The sequence below is a fragment of the Rossellomorea vietnamensis genome, from assembly GCF_008180615.1.
In the GTDB taxonomy this organism is placed as follows: domain Bacteria; phylum Bacillota; class Bacilli; order Bacillales; family Bacillaceae_B; genus Rossellomorea; species Rossellomorea vietnamensis_D.
The window spans coordinates 48,992-64,087 of the sequence record NZ_VTEH01000022.1 but is presented as its reverse complement, the minus strand read 5'-3'; the positions used below and the strand labels follow the sequence as shown (position 1 = coordinate 64,087).

The 15,096-nt window shown below is 43.2% G+C and carries 20 protein-coding genes and 1 rRNA gene; 2 read left to right on the top strand and 19 right to left on the bottom strand.

Translation table 11 applies throughout. The features are described from left to right. A 16S ribosomal RNA gene (locus tag FZC79_RS20605) occupies positions 1 to 260 on the bottom strand; the annotation flags it as partial. A gap of 322 nt (positions 261 to 582) precedes the next feature. Further along, positions 583 to 810, bottom strand: a complete 228-nt coding sequence (locus tag FZC79_RS20600; protein ID WP_148941965.1) for a hypothetical protein — start codon at positions 808 to 810, stop codon at positions 583 to 585. Positions 811 to 949: 139 nt separating this feature from the next. On the opposite strand from FZC79_RS20600, the gene pdaB reads away from it, so the two are divergent. Next, a complete protein-coding gene (gene pdaB, locus FZC79_RS20595) occupies positions 950 to 1,699 on the top strand; it encodes a polysaccharide deacetylase family sporulation protein PdaB (protein WP_148948557.1) in 750 nt (249 codons plus the stop codon). A gap of 286 nt (positions 1,700 to 1,985) precedes the next feature. Here pdaB and FZC79_RS20585 read toward each other — a convergent pair whose 3' ends face one another. Beyond that, positions 1,986 to 2,603, bottom strand: coding sequence for a KinB-signaling pathway activation protein (locus FZC79_RS20585; protein ID WP_148948556.1), 618 nt, complete (start codon positions 2,601 to 2,603; stop codon positions 1,986 to 1,988). Between the two features lie 152 nt (positions 2,604 to 2,755). Between FZC79_RS20585 and gerD the strand changes: the two genes are divergently transcribed. Further along, entirely contained in the window at positions 2,756 to 3,409 is a 654-nt protein-coding gene (gene gerD / locus FZC79_RS20580) for a spore germination lipoprotein GerD (RefSeq protein ID WP_148948555.1), read from the top strand. Between the two features lie 60 nt (positions 3,410 to 3,469). Here gerD and FZC79_RS20575 read toward each other — a convergent pair whose 3' ends face one another. From FZC79_RS20575 to FZC79_RS20500, 16 genes are all read right to left on the bottom strand, one after another. Beyond that, a complete protein-coding gene (locus FZC79_RS20575; RefSeq protein ID WP_148948554.1) occupies positions 3,470 to 4,531 on the bottom strand; it encodes a P-loop NTPase in 1,062 nt (353 codons plus the stop codon). 1,293 nt (positions 4,532 to 5,824) lie between these two features. Further along, the gene (gene cwlD, locus FZC79_RS20570; protein WP_148948553.1) at positions 5,825 to 6,547 is read right to left on the bottom strand and encodes an N-acetylmuramoyl-L-alanine amidase CwlD; all 723 of its coding nucleotides are present in this window, start codon (positions 6,545 to 6,547) and stop codon (positions 5,825 to 5,827) included. 69 nt (positions 6,548 to 6,616) lie between these two features. Beyond that, on the bottom strand, positions 6,617 to 7,063 hold the full coding sequence (locus FZC79_RS20565) for a DUF2521 family protein (protein WP_148948552.1): 447 nt from the start codon (positions 7,061 to 7,063) through the stop codon (positions 6,617 to 6,619). A gap of 297 nt (positions 7,064 to 7,360) precedes the next feature. Further along, a complete protein-coding gene (rpsI, locus tag FZC79_RS20560) occupies positions 7,361 to 7,753 on the bottom strand; it encodes a 30S ribosomal protein S9 (RefSeq protein ID WP_006838393.1) in 393 nt (130 codons plus the stop codon). Positions 7,754 to 7,775: 22 nt separating this feature from the next. Beyond that, positions 7,776 to 8,213 (bottom strand): 50S ribosomal protein L13, encoded by a 438-nt coding sequence (gene rplM, locus FZC79_RS20555; protein WP_113929787.1) that lies wholly within the window; start codon positions 8,211 to 8,213, stop codon positions 7,776 to 7,778. A gap of 287 nt (positions 8,214 to 8,500) precedes the next feature. Next, positions 8,501 to 9,238 (bottom strand): tRNA pseudouridine(38-40) synthase TruA, encoded by a 738-nt coding sequence (truA, locus tag FZC79_RS20550; protein WP_148948551.1) that lies wholly within the window; start codon positions 9,236 to 9,238, stop codon positions 8,501 to 8,503. Positions 9,239 to 9,251: 13 nt separating this feature from the next. Then, complete coding sequence (locus FZC79_RS20545) at positions 9,252 to 10,049, bottom strand: energy-coupling factor transporter transmembrane component T family protein (RefSeq protein ID WP_148948550.1); 798 nt, start codon at positions 10,047 to 10,049, stop codon at positions 9,252 to 9,254. Further along, entirely contained in the window at positions 10,046 to 10,915 is an 870-nt protein-coding gene (locus tag FZC79_RS20540) for an energy-coupling factor ABC transporter ATP-binding protein (RefSeq protein ID WP_148948549.1), read from the bottom strand. Before FZC79_RS20540 ends, FZC79_RS20545 begins: the two co-directional genes overlap by 4 nt. Continuing rightward, positions 10,891 to 11,727, bottom strand: coding sequence for an energy-coupling factor ABC transporter ATP-binding protein (locus tag FZC79_RS20535; protein ID WP_148948548.1), 837 nt, complete (start codon positions 11,725 to 11,727; stop codon positions 10,891 to 10,893). The genes FZC79_RS20540 and FZC79_RS20535 overlap by 25 nt, the downstream gene beginning before the upstream one ends. Positions 11,728 to 12,072: 345 nt before the next feature. Beyond that, positions 12,073 to 12,435 carry a 50S ribosomal protein L17 gene (rplQ, locus tag FZC79_RS20530; RefSeq protein ID WP_148941952.1) on the bottom strand — a complete coding sequence of 121 codons (363 nt, stop codon included), beginning with the start codon at positions 12,433 to 12,435 and terminating at the stop codon, positions 12,073 to 12,075. Between the two features lie 47 nt (positions 12,436 to 12,482). Beyond that, positions 12,483 to 13,427 carry a DNA-directed RNA polymerase subunit alpha gene (locus FZC79_RS20525; protein WP_113929781.1) on the bottom strand — a complete coding sequence of 315 codons (945 nt, stop codon included), beginning with the start codon at positions 13,425 to 13,427 and terminating at the stop codon, positions 12,483 to 12,485. A 171-nt stretch (positions 13,428 to 13,598) separates the two neighbouring features. Continuing rightward, positions 13,599 to 13,988 carry a 30S ribosomal protein S11 gene (gene rpsK / locus FZC79_RS20520; protein ID WP_113929780.1) on the bottom strand — a complete coding sequence of 130 codons (390 nt, stop codon included), beginning with the start codon at positions 13,986 to 13,988 and terminating at the stop codon, positions 13,599 to 13,601. A gap of 24 nt (positions 13,989 to 14,012) precedes the next feature. Further along, the gene (gene rpsM / locus FZC79_RS20515; RefSeq protein ID WP_148948547.1) at positions 14,013 to 14,378 is read right to left on the bottom strand and encodes a 30S ribosomal protein S13; all 366 of its coding nucleotides are present in this window, start codon (positions 14,376 to 14,378) and stop codon (positions 14,013 to 14,015) included. Between the two features lie 24 nt (positions 14,379 to 14,402). Further along, positions 14,403 to 14,516 (bottom strand): 50S ribosomal protein L36, encoded by a 114-nt coding sequence (rpmJ, locus tag FZC79_RS20510; RefSeq protein ID WP_000868344.1) that lies wholly within the window; start codon positions 14,514 to 14,516, stop codon positions 14,403 to 14,405. A 38-nt stretch (positions 14,517 to 14,554) separates the two neighbouring features. Beyond that, entirely contained in the window at positions 14,555 to 14,773 is a 219-nt protein-coding gene (gene infA / locus FZC79_RS20505) for a translation initiation factor IF-1 (RefSeq protein WP_113929778.1), read from the bottom strand. Next, on the bottom strand, positions 14,760 to 15,086 hold the full coding sequence (locus FZC79_RS20500) for a KOW domain-containing RNA-binding protein (RefSeq protein WP_148948546.1): 327 nt from the start codon (positions 15,084 to 15,086) through the stop codon (positions 14,760 to 14,762). Before FZC79_RS20500 ends, infA begins: the two co-directional genes overlap by 14 nt. Positions 15,087 to 15,096: the final 10 nt, after the last annotated feature.

Below are 15,096 nucleotides of genomic sequence, written 5' to 3'. Positions count from 1 at the left end.
CAACTAGCTAATGCGCCGCGGGTCCATCTGTAAGTGGCAGCCGAAGCCGCCTTTCCACTTTTCCTCATGCGAGGAAAAGAACTATCCGGTATTAGCCCCGGTTTCCCGGAGTTATCCCAGTCTTACAGGCAGGTTACCCACGTGTTACTCACCCGTCCGCCGCTGATTTCAGGGAGCAAGCTCCCGTCAATCCGCTCGACTTGCATGTATTAGGCACGCCGCCAGCGTTCGTCCTGAGCCAGGATCAAACTCTCCGAAAGAAGTTTGACTTGCTCATTTGCTATTTTTAAAGTATTAGCAACTTTGTAAGAAACATGTCCTTACTAGATTTACGTTGACGTTTTGTTTGTTTTGTTCAGTTTTCAAGGTTCAATCTGCGCCGCTCGTTTTTGGCGACTTAATTATCTTACCACTTTCAACAAGTTGAGTCAACAACTTTTTTGAAGTTTTTAAAGATGTTTTTTGTGAGTCACTGCCGTAAAACAGCGACGTTTAATAATATATCAGGATACCGATTGAAAGTCAACGGTTCTTCACAAAAAAATTATTGACCCAGGCTTGTCCAGTTCTAATCCCGTTATTCTATCTTTCCTGCTGAACTTTCGTAGTCTTCATGTATTTAAGGCATTCTTTTTTCGAGGCAACCCTTTTAAATAAAGTGAATAAAATTTTATATCTCTCATCCATAGCTCTTTTTACTATGTGATCGATCCTGGAATCTTTTAAATCAAATAGTATTTCATCCATTTCTCTCTTTAACAAATATTCAATTTCCTGTCTCTCTCTTTCATTTATAAGGAAGCCCAGCAAAACATTCACCCCTTCTATGTTGTACTTGTAGTTTTTTCCAAAAGAGCCCAATTTATAATCACCATTTCACTTTTTCTGTAATATTTTTTCTTCGGACATGCATATGTTAAATTAGGAAATCGTCTCTTGGAGGGATAGTATGAATGTTTTTTACACATTAAATGGCCGAAAAGTTAAACAAGGCATTCTTATTCTGGTTATATCATTCTTCACCGCTCTATTTATTTTTACAGGAAGTCTTTCTGCTTTACCTGTCTTTTCGACAGATGATGGACCCAAGGCCATATATAAAGGGGATAAAGGTGTTTCGCTTACATTCAATGTAGGATGGGGCGATGAGAAAGCAGAGCCGATTCTTGATGAACTTGAAAAACAGGGAGTTCAATCAGCTACCTTCTTTTTATCAGGTGCTTGGGCAGAAAGACACCCGGATATTGTTGAGAAGATCAACAAGCAGGGATATGAAATCGGCAGCCTGGGATATGCTTATAAAGATTACAGTGATATGGAAGACGCAAAGGTGGTTCAGGATTTACAGAAAGCACAAGAGGTCTTTACGAAGCTTAATGTTAAAGATGTAAAGCTTCTCAGGATGCCGACCGGCCATTTTGATAAAAGGGTTATATCTATAGCAGATAAACTGGGATATACAGTCGTTCACTGGAGTGTGAATTCCCAGGACTGGACAAATCCTGGAGTTGAGCAAATTGTAGAGAATGTTTCTGCTGCTAAGAAAGGGGACATCGTCCTCCTTCACGCTTCTGATTCTGCTAAACAGACGGAAAAGGCCCTGCCGGAAATTGTTAAATCGCTCAAATCAAAAGGTGATTTCATAAGTGTGTCTGAAATGATCGCGAATGGGAACACAAAGACAACGTTAATACCATAAGAACAAAAGCGTAAGCGCCTTGGTCAGCTCCGACAGGCAAATGTTCCAAAGAGAAAAAAAGGCGCTCTTTCCTTTTATTCTCTTTGGGTTATTTGACCCCGAGGGGCTTGGCGCTGCAGCTAGACGGAACAAAAGCGTAAGCGCCTTGGTCAGCTCCGACAGGCAAATATTCCAAGGGGCAACAAGCGGTCTGGATAAGAGCCGCTGTCTTTACCTAATACATCATGTTTAAACTTTCTTTCCTAAAAAAAGAGGGACTGACCCGGCAATCGGATCAGTCCTCTTTTTACTTTTTACTTTTTCTCTCTTCTTCAGACCTTCTATTGAACTTCGGAAGTGCCAGCAGCTGATAAGCATTACACGCCAGCAAAGCAAACAGCATTAGAAAAAGCCATTTGCTTTCTTTTGCCTGCAGAACCGGAAGCCATTCAAGCACGGTAACTACCACCATGAAGAAAATCGCGGAAACAAATGTATTTTGCCCAGACTGCTTGTTCTTTAGATAAGCCACAACCAGCCCTGTCACAAGAATTAATGAAAACAAGATGATATAAGACGGCTTGATTTCGCCATTTACCATAAAACCATCGAAGCGGAAATAGATCAAATCAAAAAGTACAAAAAGGGTGATCACGATCTGGACCGTTTTCCAGAAAGACCGGAACATCCCCATTCCGAATTGATGAATCGTCAAATATGCAAAAAAGCCCATTTGGCTGATGACACTAAACGTAAAGCCGACCACAACCAGCCATAAAAACACAGAGATGACTTTGCCTAATTCAAAGTCGCTGAACCAGGGAGCAAATTCGTCCCATCTTAAAATTAATCCTGAAATACCAGTAACAAGTCCACCTATCATAAGCGTGGAGAAGAATAATCGAATCCAATTCCGGATAGTCACTTAGAAAATGCCTCCATTACAATTTTTTGCACTTCTTTGATTGTACCAAACGAGCATTTGAAAAATCCACACCAACTTTTCCTTAGGGTATATTTTTTTTCGTTTAACTCATATTAATTGTAGGGATATTTTGAAGTGAAAGGGGCTTTAAAATGAAAAAACTATCCTTACTATTGGTACTGCTGCCGCTCCTCATACTATCTGCATGCGGCGGCGGAGGCGGACAAGCAAGCGCCAGCCAGCCTGACTACGACGAGACCAAGAAAATGGTTGTTGATATACTAAAAACAGATGATGGGAAGAAAGCGATTCAGGAAATCATGACGGATGAAAAAGTGAAACAGCAGCTGATCATGGATGAAAGTGTCGTAAAAGAGACCATTGTCACGACTCTTACTTCAGAAAAAGGAAGCGAATTTTGGAAAAAGTCCTTTGAAGATCCTAAATTTGCTGAACAGATGGCTAAGAGCATGAAAACTGAAAATGAAAAGCTTTTAAAAGATCTCATGAAAGATCCAGAGTACCAGGGAATGGTCATGGATATTCTTAAGGATCCAGAAATTCAAAAGGAAATCGGGGAAACACTGAAGAGCAAGGAATACAGAGAACACCTGCAGCAGGTTGTAACCGAAACTTTTGAAAGCCCATTATTCAAAGCCAAGATTCAAGATATCCTGCTTAAAGCAGCCGGGGAAATGAAAGGCCAGGGCGGAGAGCAGGGTCAAGAAGGCGGGGGCGAAAGCGGCGGAGGTGAATCCGGAGGCGGCGGAGGTTCCGAAGAATCCGGCGGTGAAGGCGGAGCTTAAACCCTTTTCGCAATATAAAAAGAGCAGTGAACCATATAAGTTCACCGCTCTTTTTTTGCTCTAAGAAAGCAAGTTAATCACTTTGTGGGCGATGTCTCCATAGACTTTACCTATACGGTGGTCCACATCGTACACAGATGGCGCAAAGTCATCTTCATCCCAGTCCGGCTGTTGAAGAGGAAGTTGCCCAAGAAGCTCTGTTCTTAATTCTTCAGATAGCTTCTCGCCGCCTCCCCTTCCAAAGACATATTCTCTCTCTCCGGTCGTTTTGCTCTCGAAGTAAGACATATTTTCAATAACACCCAGGATTTCATGATCAGTGCTTAAGGCCATTGCCCCTGCACGCGCAGCAACGAAAGCCGCTGTAGGGTGAGGAGTGGTTACAATGATTTCTTTACACTGCGGAAGCATCGTATGAATATCAAGAGCTACATCTCCTGTTCCCGGCGGCAGATCCAGCAGCAGGTAATCCAGTTCTCCCCACTCTACTTCGCCAAAGAAGTTATTGAGCATCTTGCCAAGCATCGGTCCTCTCCAAATAACTGGAGCGTTGTCTTCCACAAAGAATCCCATGGATATTACCTTCACTCCGAATCTTTCAACTGGAATGATTTTTTCACCTCTGACAACAGGCCTCTTCACAATCCCCATCATGTCCGGAACACTGAATCCATAGATATCAGCATCAACCAGTCCCACCTTTTTGCCTGCACGGGCCAATGAAACAGCAAGATTTACGGCAACAGTTGATTTTCCAACGCCGCCTTTTCCGCTCGCGATAGCGATAAAGGTTGTCTTGCTTCCAGGTGAAAGCAGGCTGCCGGATTCCCCACCAGCTTCAGGTTGTGCTCCTCTATGTTTTTCAAGCTCTTCTGGCGAAAGGTCAGCAAAACGAATACCAACCGTTTCAGCACCATTTTCTTTTAGTATCTTGACGATTTCCTGCTGCATCTTCATCTGTTCAGCAGTCCCCGTCTTCGCAATCGCTACCTTCACGCTGACATGGCTTTTCTCTTCTTTTACACTAACTTCAACAACACCGTTGGTTTCCTCGAGTGTTTTATGTAAGAAAGGATCTTTAATTTTATATAATAAATCTCTCACTTGTTGTTCTGTTAACATTCTTTACACCTTCCTTTAATCCTGAATTCGTTTACATTCTTTTTCAGTATAACATATTCTAATTCTATTGAATTGTCTAACAGCTTGAAGGGAGAAAATTACATAAATTCGTGTGATGACGACAGTCAGTATGAGCATTTATTTCTGGATATTTATCATCTGTTCATTAACCGGGAGTAATATCATCGAAATAACCTGACTCTTTTAAAAACAGCTTGACTTGCAATACACAGACTTACCCTTGCATACACACCACAGGGCGGAGACATAGCTGAGGTGATAAACATACACACATCATTTAGCCTATTGAACTGTATGGGTACGCCTCTCAGATTTAAGCCGCTCACTAATGTTTCGATTGCAGCCTTGTGGAATCTCAGACAAAACGCCCTCACTCATGTATCCACGCAAACCACTTGAAGACATATCTCAGACAAAACGCCCTCACTCATGTATCCACGCAAACCACTTGAGGACATATCTCAGACAAAACACCCTCACTCATGTATCCACGCAAACCACTTGAAGACATATCTCAGACAAAACACACTCACTCATGTACCCACTTGAACCGCTTGATGACATATCTCCGACTAAAACTCCTCTGTATCCACTCGAGCCTCTTGGGGACATATCTCCGATTAAAACTCCTCACTCATGTATCCACGCAAACCACTTGAAGACATATCTCAGACAAAACACACTCACTCATGTACCCACTTGAACCGCTTGATGACATATTTCCGACTAAAACTCCTTACTCATGTATCCACTCGAGCCTCTTGGGGACATATCTCCAATAAAACACCCTCACTCATGTATCCACCTGAACCGCTTGAGTCCGACTAAAACTCCTTACTCATGTATCCACTCGAGCCTCTTGGGGACATATCTCCGATTAAAACTCCTCACTCATGTATTCACTCAAACCACTTGAAGACATATCTCAGACAAAACGCCCTCACTCATTTATCCACTCGAGCCTCTTGGGAACATATCTCCGATTAAAACTCCTCACTCATGTATCCACTCAAACCACTTGAGGACATATCTCAGACAAAACACCCTCACTCATGTATCCACTTGAACCGCTTGATGACATATCTCCGATTAAAACTCCTCACTCATGTATCCACTCAAACCACTTGAAGACATATCTCAGACAAAACGCCCTCAGTCATGTATCCACTCAACCGACGGGACAGTACCAACCAACACTTCCTCTACCAGCCTGCAGAAAAGGTACACCGATTAACAGATATGCTTAGGTGCCCAATAAAAAAACTGAGAGGATTATTCCTCGTCAGTTTTCTCATCATAATACTTTAGGACTCCTTCATATATAGAGGCTGCCACTTTTTGCTGGTATTTTTCAGTCATGAGATTAGCCTTTTCACCTGGATTGGAAAGAAATCCGATCTCCACCAGTGCACCTGGCTTGTTGATGTGTTTAACAAGATACACATTCTGGATTCCTTTTGCTTCTCTCTTCGTATTTTCGAGGTTCCTGATCAGCTCTGACTGTATGGAGGTTGCCACCTCTTTATTTTCCTTGAACTTCGGATTATAAAAGGTCTGTGCCCCGCTCCACCTGCCGGAAGGGATGGAGTTCAAATGTATGCTCAGATAAAGATCCGCATTAGAGGAATTGATGAGATCCAGCCGTTTTTTGAGGTCTTCCGTTTTTCTGCGGCTATATCCTTTCATTCCTTCTGGAGCAAGATCGCGGTCTTCCTCTCTCGTCAAAATCACAAGTGCCCCTTGCTCTTGGAAGTAATCCCGCAACATCACAGCTACATTAAAAGCAATATCCTTTTCATACACTTTGGCGTTTCCTTCTCCGCTGTCCGCGCCCCCATCTGCTCCACCGTGCCCTGGGTCCAGATAAATGATCTTTCCTGATAAAGGCAGGTTCCACGATTCCCAAGTATTCGTGTCCAGCAGTTTATACTGAAATATAAAAAATAGGATGATGACTACTCCGGCAAACCCTATCATCTTCAGCTTATTGTTCATTCCATTCCCCTCCCCCATCTCTATAAAAAATATGGGACAAGGGGTGATTTTAGAACTGCCGGAATAAAATTAATGCATTCTCATCTTATGTCTCTTGATGCCATTTCTGTATCCTTCACTCCACCAGGTTTCAACAAAGTGCTCACAACTGTAGTAAAAGGATTCATCCACTGCGTTGGAAACACCAATCTCTGACCAATAAAGCCAAAAGTTATATAGAGTATCAATATAATGTTTCATCTCAGATTTGCACCGATTCTGAACATCTTCTTCAGTCTCACCGCCATATCCAAACTTGCTTAACTTCCCGCCAAGCAAGTAGGCTTCTATCGCCACATCGAAACAGGCTTCATCAAAGCCCTGCTGCATCAAGACCCCGCCCTGTACTTTCATCTGTCCAAAATGCTTCCGGACACTTTCTTGAAGCATCTTTATCGAGATTTCCCGCAGCAGCTTTCTTTCATGCTGTACCTGCTTCTCTCTTCTCTTAGAATTGAATGAAGTAATAACGCTCAAAGCTCTTCCCTCCCTTTGAACGTATTTTTTGCTTAAAAGTGTACTTCATTCGAGCAATGGTTTCCAATTCTGGCTGGTGATCCTGCTTTATTGATTTTCAGAGGCATTAAAGGTTTTCAAGAAATCGGAAGCAAACTTATGCTCCATTAACAGGCCCACTGGAAGATAAATACCAGCGGGCCATCAAGCTTCATATCTTATTCACCAATTTCACGGCCTATTTAACCATAGCAGCATCAAACTGAACACAAAAAATCCCAGCTGGATAAACCAGCTGGGATCGAACGATAATAAATATTAACGTTTTGAGAACTGAGGTGCACGACGAGCGCCTTTAAGACCGTATTTTTTACGTTCTTTCATACGAGCGTCACGAGTCAGTAATCCTGCACGCTTAAGAGTTCCGCGGTATTCAGGATCAGCTTGAAGCAATGCACGGGCGATACCGTGACGGATTGCACCAGCTTGGCCAGTGTATCCTCCACCATTAACGTTTACCAATACATCGTAGTTGCCAACAGTTTCAGTTGCAACTAGAGGTTGTTTGATAACCTCACGTAGTGCTTCGAATGGGATGTAGTTTTCTACTTCACGATCATTAATAACGATTTTTCCGTTACCTGGTACTAAACGTACGCGAGCTACTGAGCTCTTACGACGACCAGTTCCGTAATATTGAACTTGTGCCAAGATAATAACCTCCTCTTATTAATTATCCACGAAGTTCGTAAACTTCTGGTTGTTGTGCTTGGTGCGTGTGCTCAGCGCCTGCGAAAACATGCAATTTCTTGAACATTTGACGGCCTAAAGATCCTTTTGGAAGCATACCTTTAATTCCAAGTTCAAGCATTTTTTCTGAGTAGTTTGTACGCATTTCAAGAGCTGTACGGGATTTCAAACCGCCTGGGTGCTGGCTGTGACGGTAGTAAATTTTGTCGGTAAGTTTCTTACCTGTCAATTCGATTTTAGATGCATTAATGATGATCACGTGATCACCAGTGTCAACGTGTGGTGTGAAAGTTGGTTTGTGTTTACCACGTAAGATTGCTGCTACTTCGCTGGAAAGGCGACCAAGAGTCTTGCCTTCAGCGTCAACAACGAACCACTTACGTTCGATTTCATTAGCTTTTGCCATATATGTCGTACGCATGAGTTACCCTCCTAATATTTATCATTCATAAATCATTTAAGTTCCGATAGTATATATCTTTAATCACAATAAGATTCCGGGGCTTATCGTGGGGTTAATAACATACCATATGTTATAATATCTTGTTCACGCCGGGATGTCAAGGGAATGTTACACCTGGATTAGTTGTTTTAGAAAAAAAGTATAAAAGCTTTTCTAAATCCTCTGTTCAGTCAAGAATTTTCAGGTGCAGAGAATACGGTTTTCCTTCTTTGCAAAGAGGAGAAGCTAACCATTTTACAAGACCCTCAGTAAAAAACCTTCCACAAATACAGCCCTTGAGGAGCAGCTGTTTTCCCTGCTGCACTGCGGTCTCTTGCCTTAAGCATGGCGGCCGCCTCTTCCGCACTGTACCTGCCCCTTCCCACATCCAGCAAGGTGCCGGACAGGATCCGGACCATATTGTAGAGGAAGCCATTCCCGGTATACGCAAAAGTTAGTTCATCTTCCTTTTCGCTTATATCGATTTTGTATAGTGTCCTGACCTTATCTTCCACATCCGTCTTGGCAGAACAGAAACTGGTAAAGTCATGTTCACCTATTAAATGCTCCGCTGCCTTCTGCATTTCTTCTAAATTCAGGTGGAACGGGTAGTGCAAGGCGAAGTTCCTTTTAAAAGGATCTGCTGTTCTAGTACGGTAAACAGAATACCGGTACTCTTTTTTCACTGCCGAAAAACGGGCATGAAAATCTTGCGGAACCATTTCTGCTGAACGGACCACGATTTCCGGTGGCAGCTTGCTGTTCAGCACAGCAGGCCACTTGTCTTCGGGAATAGAGAGCTTTGTATCAAAGTGAAAAACCTGCCCCTTAGCATGGACTCCGGCATCTGTTCTTCCAGAGGCCGTAATTCTCAACTCTTCCCCTTTATGGATGCTGCTCAAAGCCTTTTCAATTTCGAGCTGGACCGTACGTTTCCCCGGCTGTACTTGATAGCCTGCAAATGGGGAACCGTCATAGGCCACTGTACATTTTATTCGCTGCATAGAAACACTCCCATTATCCTCGTAATACCAGCAGGACAGCGGCCAGTACGACGAGGGACCCAAGGACAGCCGTGTCGGTTCCTGTCCATTTCAAAACCCGGTATTTCGTCCTGCCTTCGCCGCCCTTATATCCTCTGGCTTCCATGGCCGTCGCCAGATCCTCTGCCCGTTTGAACGCACCTACGAACAACGGAATTAACAGGGGTACTATGGACTTGATCCTCTCTTTAACCGGTCCTGTGGCCAGTTCAGCTCCTCTGGCCGTCTGAGCCTTGATGATCTTGTCCGTTTCTTCCATAAGGGTAGGAATGAAGCGGAGGGATATACTCATCATCAGGGCCATCTCATGCACCGGGAACCTGATCTTTTTCAACGGGTTTAGCAGTGTCTCGAGACCGTCCGTAATGGAGATGGGCGAGGTGGTAAGCGTTAATAGGGTTGTCACAATGATTAAATAGGTGAACCTTAAAGAAATGAATATGGCCTGCCTGAGGCCCTCTTCATAAATTTTGATAAAGCCGAAGTCTGCCAGGACCTCACCCTCTTGGGTAAAAAAGATATGAAGAAGGAAAGTAAACAGCACGAGCCACATCACCGGCTTCAGTCCCCCAAGGAGAAACTTCAGCGGGACCTTTACTGAGAGCATGGCACTCAGCGTGAAAGCTCCCAGCACTGCATAGGTGACAGCATTATTCGCAAGAAAAACTATACATATAAATGCAAAAATAAAAATTAATTTAGAACGGGGATCCATTCGGTGTACAAATGAATCACTCGGTATATAACGGCCAAATATCATTTTATCCATCACGACCGTTCACCGCTTTCTGAGATGGCTTCCATTTCGGCAGCCAGTTCTTCGATGGTCAGACATGTCTTACTGAATTTCATTCCAAGCTTCTGCTCCATACTATATTGGAATTTCACCACTTCCGGCACATCCAGCCCAAGTGAAAACAACCATTCCGGCTTGGAGAAAATATCTTGAGGCGACCCTTTCCCCACAAGCCTGCCTTTTTGCATAATGACGATCTCATCCGCATACTGAGCAGCGTCCTCCATACTGTGTGTGACGAGTACGGTCGTCAGCCCTTTTTCTTCATGGATCCTATGGAACATATCCATGATCTCTGTTCTCCCTCTTGGATCAAGGCCTGCTGTCGGCTCATCAAGCACCAGTACGTCCGGCTCCATCGCCAGGACGCCGGCGATGGCGACTCTTCTTTTTTGTCCTCCTGAAAGATCAAAAGGAGAGCGCTCTAGTACGTCCTCATTCATGCCTACAATCTGGATTAATTCCTTCGCTCTTCTTTCTGCCTCTTCCTGTGAGACACCAAAGTTAAGGGGGCCGTAGCATATATCTTTTAATACGGTTTCTTCAAACAGCTGATGCTCAGGAAATTGGAATACGATACCTACGCGTTTCCTGATTGGCTTTAATTGTTTATTTTTCTTTTTTGGAGTTATTTCATATTCTCCTATGACTACTTTTCCTGCTGTCGGTTTCAGTAGAGCATTCAAGTGCTGTAGGAGAGTTGATTTTCCCGAACCGGTATGCCCTATGACCGCTGTATACTTCTTTGAAGGCAGTAGGAGGTTGAGGTCCTTAAGTGCCAGCTTCTCAAAAGGGGTGCCTGCGGAATAACGGTATTCTACTTTTTCGAGTGATATGTCCATAAATCCCTCACCAATTCTTCTTGAGTCAAATAAGTATCTGCAAGGGAGATTCCCTTATTTCTCAACGCTTTTGCTATCCTGCCGGGAAAGGGGATGTCCAGCCCCAAAGCAGTTAATTCTTCATCCAGTTTGAAGATTTCCAAAGGAGTTCCTTCTTTGAAAACCTCTCCCTTATTCAATACGACCATCCTGTCGGCCTTTGCTGCCTCCTCCAAGTCATGGGTAATCGAAATGACAGTAAGGCGGCTGTTTTCTTTTAGCTCACGTATCGTTGAAAGAACTTCCTGCCTTCCCTGGGGATCCAGCATAGAGGTGGCTTCATCCAGTATAATGATGTCAGGTCTTAAGGCAACAACACCGGCAATTGCCACACGCTGTTTCTGTCCTCCAGAAAGGTGGTGAGGTTCTTGATTAAGAAAATCACTCATATTGACCAGCTTAAGTGCACCAAGGACTCTATCTGCCATGACATCCTGGGCGATTCCGTGATTTTCTAAACCAAAAGCCACATCATCTTCAACGGTAGTACCGACAAATTGGTTATCGGGATTTTGAAAAACCATTCCAACCTTTGCTCTGATATCCCAGACACTTTCTTCAGTCAAGGAGATGCCATCAATCATCACGGTCCCTTCTTCAGGAAACAGCAATCCATTAAGCATCTTGGCCAATGTCGATTTGCCGGAACCATTATGTCCGACAATAGCCAGCCATTCTGAATCATATACTTTTAAGGATATATCCTTTAAAGCATATCCTTCTTGATCATTATAACGGTAGCTCACGTTCTCTATTGAAATGCGTTCTGTCATAGTGATCCCTCCTCTAATCTCTTCTAAGCTCATTCTATTCTCTTCTAATTTCGGTGTAAACGTAAATGGGGATACTGCTTTTAATGGCGATGCCCATGCTAAAAAGGTCCCCAATACAAAAAAAAGCCTGCACCTCGTTCCAAAAACAGCCTCGGCTGTCTTGTTCACTGCAGGAACGGACTTCTATCAAGTAGAAGCTGGAAGAGGTGCATGGAGCTAGACGGGTCATTTCTGAGAATGCCCATCATAACGCTCTGCTTTTTGTGTATTGACCAGGGTGTAAACAAAAAGGGCTAGAAGCAGTTAACAAAATAACTGTCCTGCCCTCGTTTGTGTATGATGAAATTATACTAGCTCAATGATAACCATTGGAGCACCGTCACCACGACGAGGTCCAAGCTTCATGATACGAGTGTATCCGCCTTGACGCTCGGTGTAGCGGCCAGCGATGTCAGCGAACAACTTTTGAACTGCATCTTGGTTCTCTTCAGCGTTAGCTACTTCATGACGGATGAAGCTTGACGCTTGACGACGTGCATGCAAGTCACCACGTTTTCCTAATGTGATCATTTTCTCAACAACTGAGCGAAGTTCTTTTGCACGAGCTTCTGTTGTTTCGATACGTTCGTTGATGATTAGGTCAGTAGCCAAATCGCGAAGCATTGCTTTACGTTGAGCGCTAGTACGTCCTAACTTTCTGTATGCCATTTAAGATTCCCTCCTTTGTTAGATCGTTACATAACGTTTTGCCTGGCTCAGTCGTCCTTGCGTAAACCTAAGCCCAAGTCTTCAAGCTTAACTTTTACTTCTTCCAAGGATTTACGGCCTAAGTTGCGGACTTTCATCATATCTTCTTCAGTCTTGTTGGCAAGTTCCTGAACAGTGTTGATTCCAGCGCGCTTCAAGCAGTTATATGAACGAACAGATAGATCTAGTTCTTCTATAGTCATTTCAAGAACTTTCTCTTTTTGATCTTCTTCTTTTTCTACCATAATTTCAGCATTCTGAGCTTCGTCAGTAAGACCGACAAAAATGTTAAGATGCTCATTTAGAATCTTGGCGCCAAGAGAAATCGCTTCTTTAGGGCCAATGCTTCCGTCAGTCCAAACATCAAGAGAAAGTTTATCAAAGTTAGTCAACTGACCAACACGAGTATTTTCTACTTGATAGTTAACGCGTGAAACTGGAGTGTAAATAGAGTCGATTGGGATCACGCCGATTGGCAGGTCCTCACGTTTGTTTTGATCAGCAGGTGTATATCCTCGACCTCGTTGAGCAGTCAGACGCATACGGAAGTTGCTGTTAGTAGACAAAGTAGCAATGTGCAGATCCGGATTAAGGACTTCAACATCACTATCATGAGTAATATCAGCAGCTGTTACTACGCCTTCACCTGGTACATCGATTTCAAGCGTTTTCTCTTCATCAGAGTAAATCTTCAGAGCAAGCTTTTTGATATTCATGATGATTGTCGTTACGTCTTCCACGACACCTTCAATTGTTGAAAATTCATGCAGTACTCCATCAATCTGGATGGACGTTACAGCAGCACCAGGGAGTGAGGACAATAGGATACGACGTAAGGAGTTACCCAAAGTTGTACCATACCCACGCTCGAGTGGTTCTACGACGAATTTACCAAATGCGGCATCATCGCTGATCTCAACCGTTTCAATTTTTGGTTTCTCAATTTCGATCATTAATATTTACCCTCCTTCAAAACGTCAAAATCCCGGTTTTAGGTTTATCACCGAAATTTCCCATGCTTACGTTCCCGATTGCGTACCAACAACTGGTTTAACCCTCTCTTTATGAACGTATCATTTTATCATATCCATTATTGACACGGATACAAAATTTATACAGAGAAATTAAACGCGGCGACGTTTTGGCGGACGACATCCATTATGAGGAACTGGAGTAACGTCTCTGATTGCAGTAACTTCAAGTCCTGCAGCTTGAAGAGCACGGATTGCTGCTTCACGGCCTGCACCTGGTCCTTTTACTGTTACTTCAAGAGTTTTTAATCCGTGTTCCTGGGATGCTTTTGCAGCAGTTTCAGCAGCCATTTGGGCAGCAAAAGGAGTAGATTTACGAGAACCTTTGAACCCTAAAGAACCTGCACTTGACCATGCTACAGCATTACCATGAACGTCAGTGATCATTACGATAGTGTTGTTGAATGTAGAACGAATGTGTGCAATACCAGATTCGATATTCTTTTTCACACGACGCTTACGAGTGTTAGTTTTACGTGCCATTTTAAGATGTACCTCCTTTACCTATTATTTTTTCTTGTTCGCTACAGTCTTACGAGGACCTTTACGAGTACGAGCGTTGTTTTTAGTGTTTTGACCGCGAACAGGTAAACCTCTGCGGTGGCGAAGACCACGGTAAGAACCGATTTCCATTAGACGTTTGATGTTAAGAGAGATTTCACGACGAAGATCTCCTTCAACTTTCAATTTGTCTACGATATCACGGACTTTACCTAGTTCATCATCAGTCAGGTCGCGAACGCGAGTATCTTCAGATACACCTGCTTCAGCAAGAATTTTCTTCGCAGTATTTTTACCAATACCGAAAATGTATGTTAATGAAATGACAATACGTTTGTCACGTGGGATATCAACACCAGCAATACGTGCCATATTAAAAGCGCACCTCCTTCTTTATTAGCCTTGTTTTTGTTTGTGTTTAGGGTTTTCACAGATAACCATGACTTTACCGCGACGGCGAATAACTTTACATTTTTCGCAGATCGGCTTTACGGATGGTCTGACTTTCATCTTATTCTAACCTCCTTGAGAGTACGGAGTGCAATGAATTATTTATAACGATAAGTGACTCTTCCACGAGTCAGGTCATATGGAGATAGTTCAACAGTAACTTTATCTCCTGGCAGGATTCGGATGAAATGCATACGAATCTTACCGGATACGTGAGCAAGTACCGTATGACCATTTTCTAATTCTACCTTAAACATAGCGTTAGGCAAAGTTTCTACTACTGTGCCTTCCACTTCGATTACATCATCTTTCGCCATCGAATTCGTCTCCCTTCTTAACATCTTCTAAGACTTCGTTCAAAAACTTTGTTAGAGCGTAACGCAGTTTTCCATTCGTCACCCGCCCAGTTTCTGTTAAACTGTTCTGAACTTCTGGAGAGATATAATTGTGAATATAGAGATGTTGAATGTTTTTCTTCTTAGGACGATCAAACTTTCGCTTATCTCCATCAGCAATTAACACAAACCGTTCATCCAATTTTTGAATGATTACCGAGTACTGACCGGCATCTCTTCCTTTTCTGGTTGAAACGATCTGCCCTATACATGGAGTCGTATCGGACTCGATCAATCAGATCACC

Bases quoted from the DNA above. Each gene is read 5' to 3' on its own strand.
- pdaB (WP_148948557.1), top strand. From the start codon at position 950: ATGAATGTTTTTTACACATTAAATGGCCGAAAAGTTAAACAAGGCATT.
- gerD (WP_148948555.1), top strand. From the start codon at position 2,756: ATGAAAAAACTATCCTTACTATTGGTACTGCTGCCGCTCCTCATACTA.
- FZC79_RS20575 (WP_148948554.1), bottom strand. From the start codon at position 4,531: ATGTTAACAGAACAACAAGTGAGAGATTTATTATATAAAATTAAAGAT.
- cwlD (WP_148948553.1), bottom strand. From the start codon at position 6,547: ATGAACAATAAGCTGAAGATGATAGGGTTTGCCGGAGTAGTCATCATC.
- rplM (WP_113929787.1), bottom strand. From the start codon at position 8,213: ATGCGTACGACATATATGGCAAAAGCTAATGAAATCGAACGTAAGTGG.
- truA (WP_148948551.1), bottom strand. From the start codon at position 9,238: ATGCAGCGAATAAAATGTACAGTGGCCTATGACGGTTCCCCATTTGCA.
- FZC79_RS20540 (WP_148948549.1), bottom strand. From the start codon at position 10,915: ATGGACATATCACTCGAAAAAGTAGAATACCGTTATTCCGCAGGCACC.
- FZC79_RS20535 (WP_148948548.1), bottom strand. From the start codon at position 11,727: ATGACAGAACGCATTTCAATAGAGAACGTGAGCTACCGTTATAATGAT.
- rplQ (WP_148941952.1), bottom strand. From the start codon at position 12,435: ATGGCATACAGAAAGTTAGGACGTACTAGCGCTCAACGTAAAGCAATG.
- FZC79_RS20525 (WP_113929781.1), bottom strand. From the start codon at position 13,427: ATGATCGAAATTGAGAAACCAAAAATTGAAACGGTTGAGATCAGCGAT.
- rpsK (WP_113929780.1), bottom strand. From the start codon at position 13,988: ATGGCACGTAAAACTAACACTCGTAAGCGTCGTGTGAAAAAGAATATC.
- rpsM (WP_148948547.1), bottom strand. From the start codon at position 14,378: ATGGCACGTATTGCTGGTGTTGATATCCCACGTGACAAACGTATTGTC.
- rpmJ (WP_000868344.1), bottom strand. From the start codon at position 14,516: ATGAAAGTCAGACCATCCGTAAAGCCGATCTGCGAAAAATGTAAAGTT.
- infA (WP_113929778.1), bottom strand. From the start codon at position 14,773: ATGGCGAAAGATGATGTAATCGAAGTGGAAGGCACAGTAGTAGAAACT.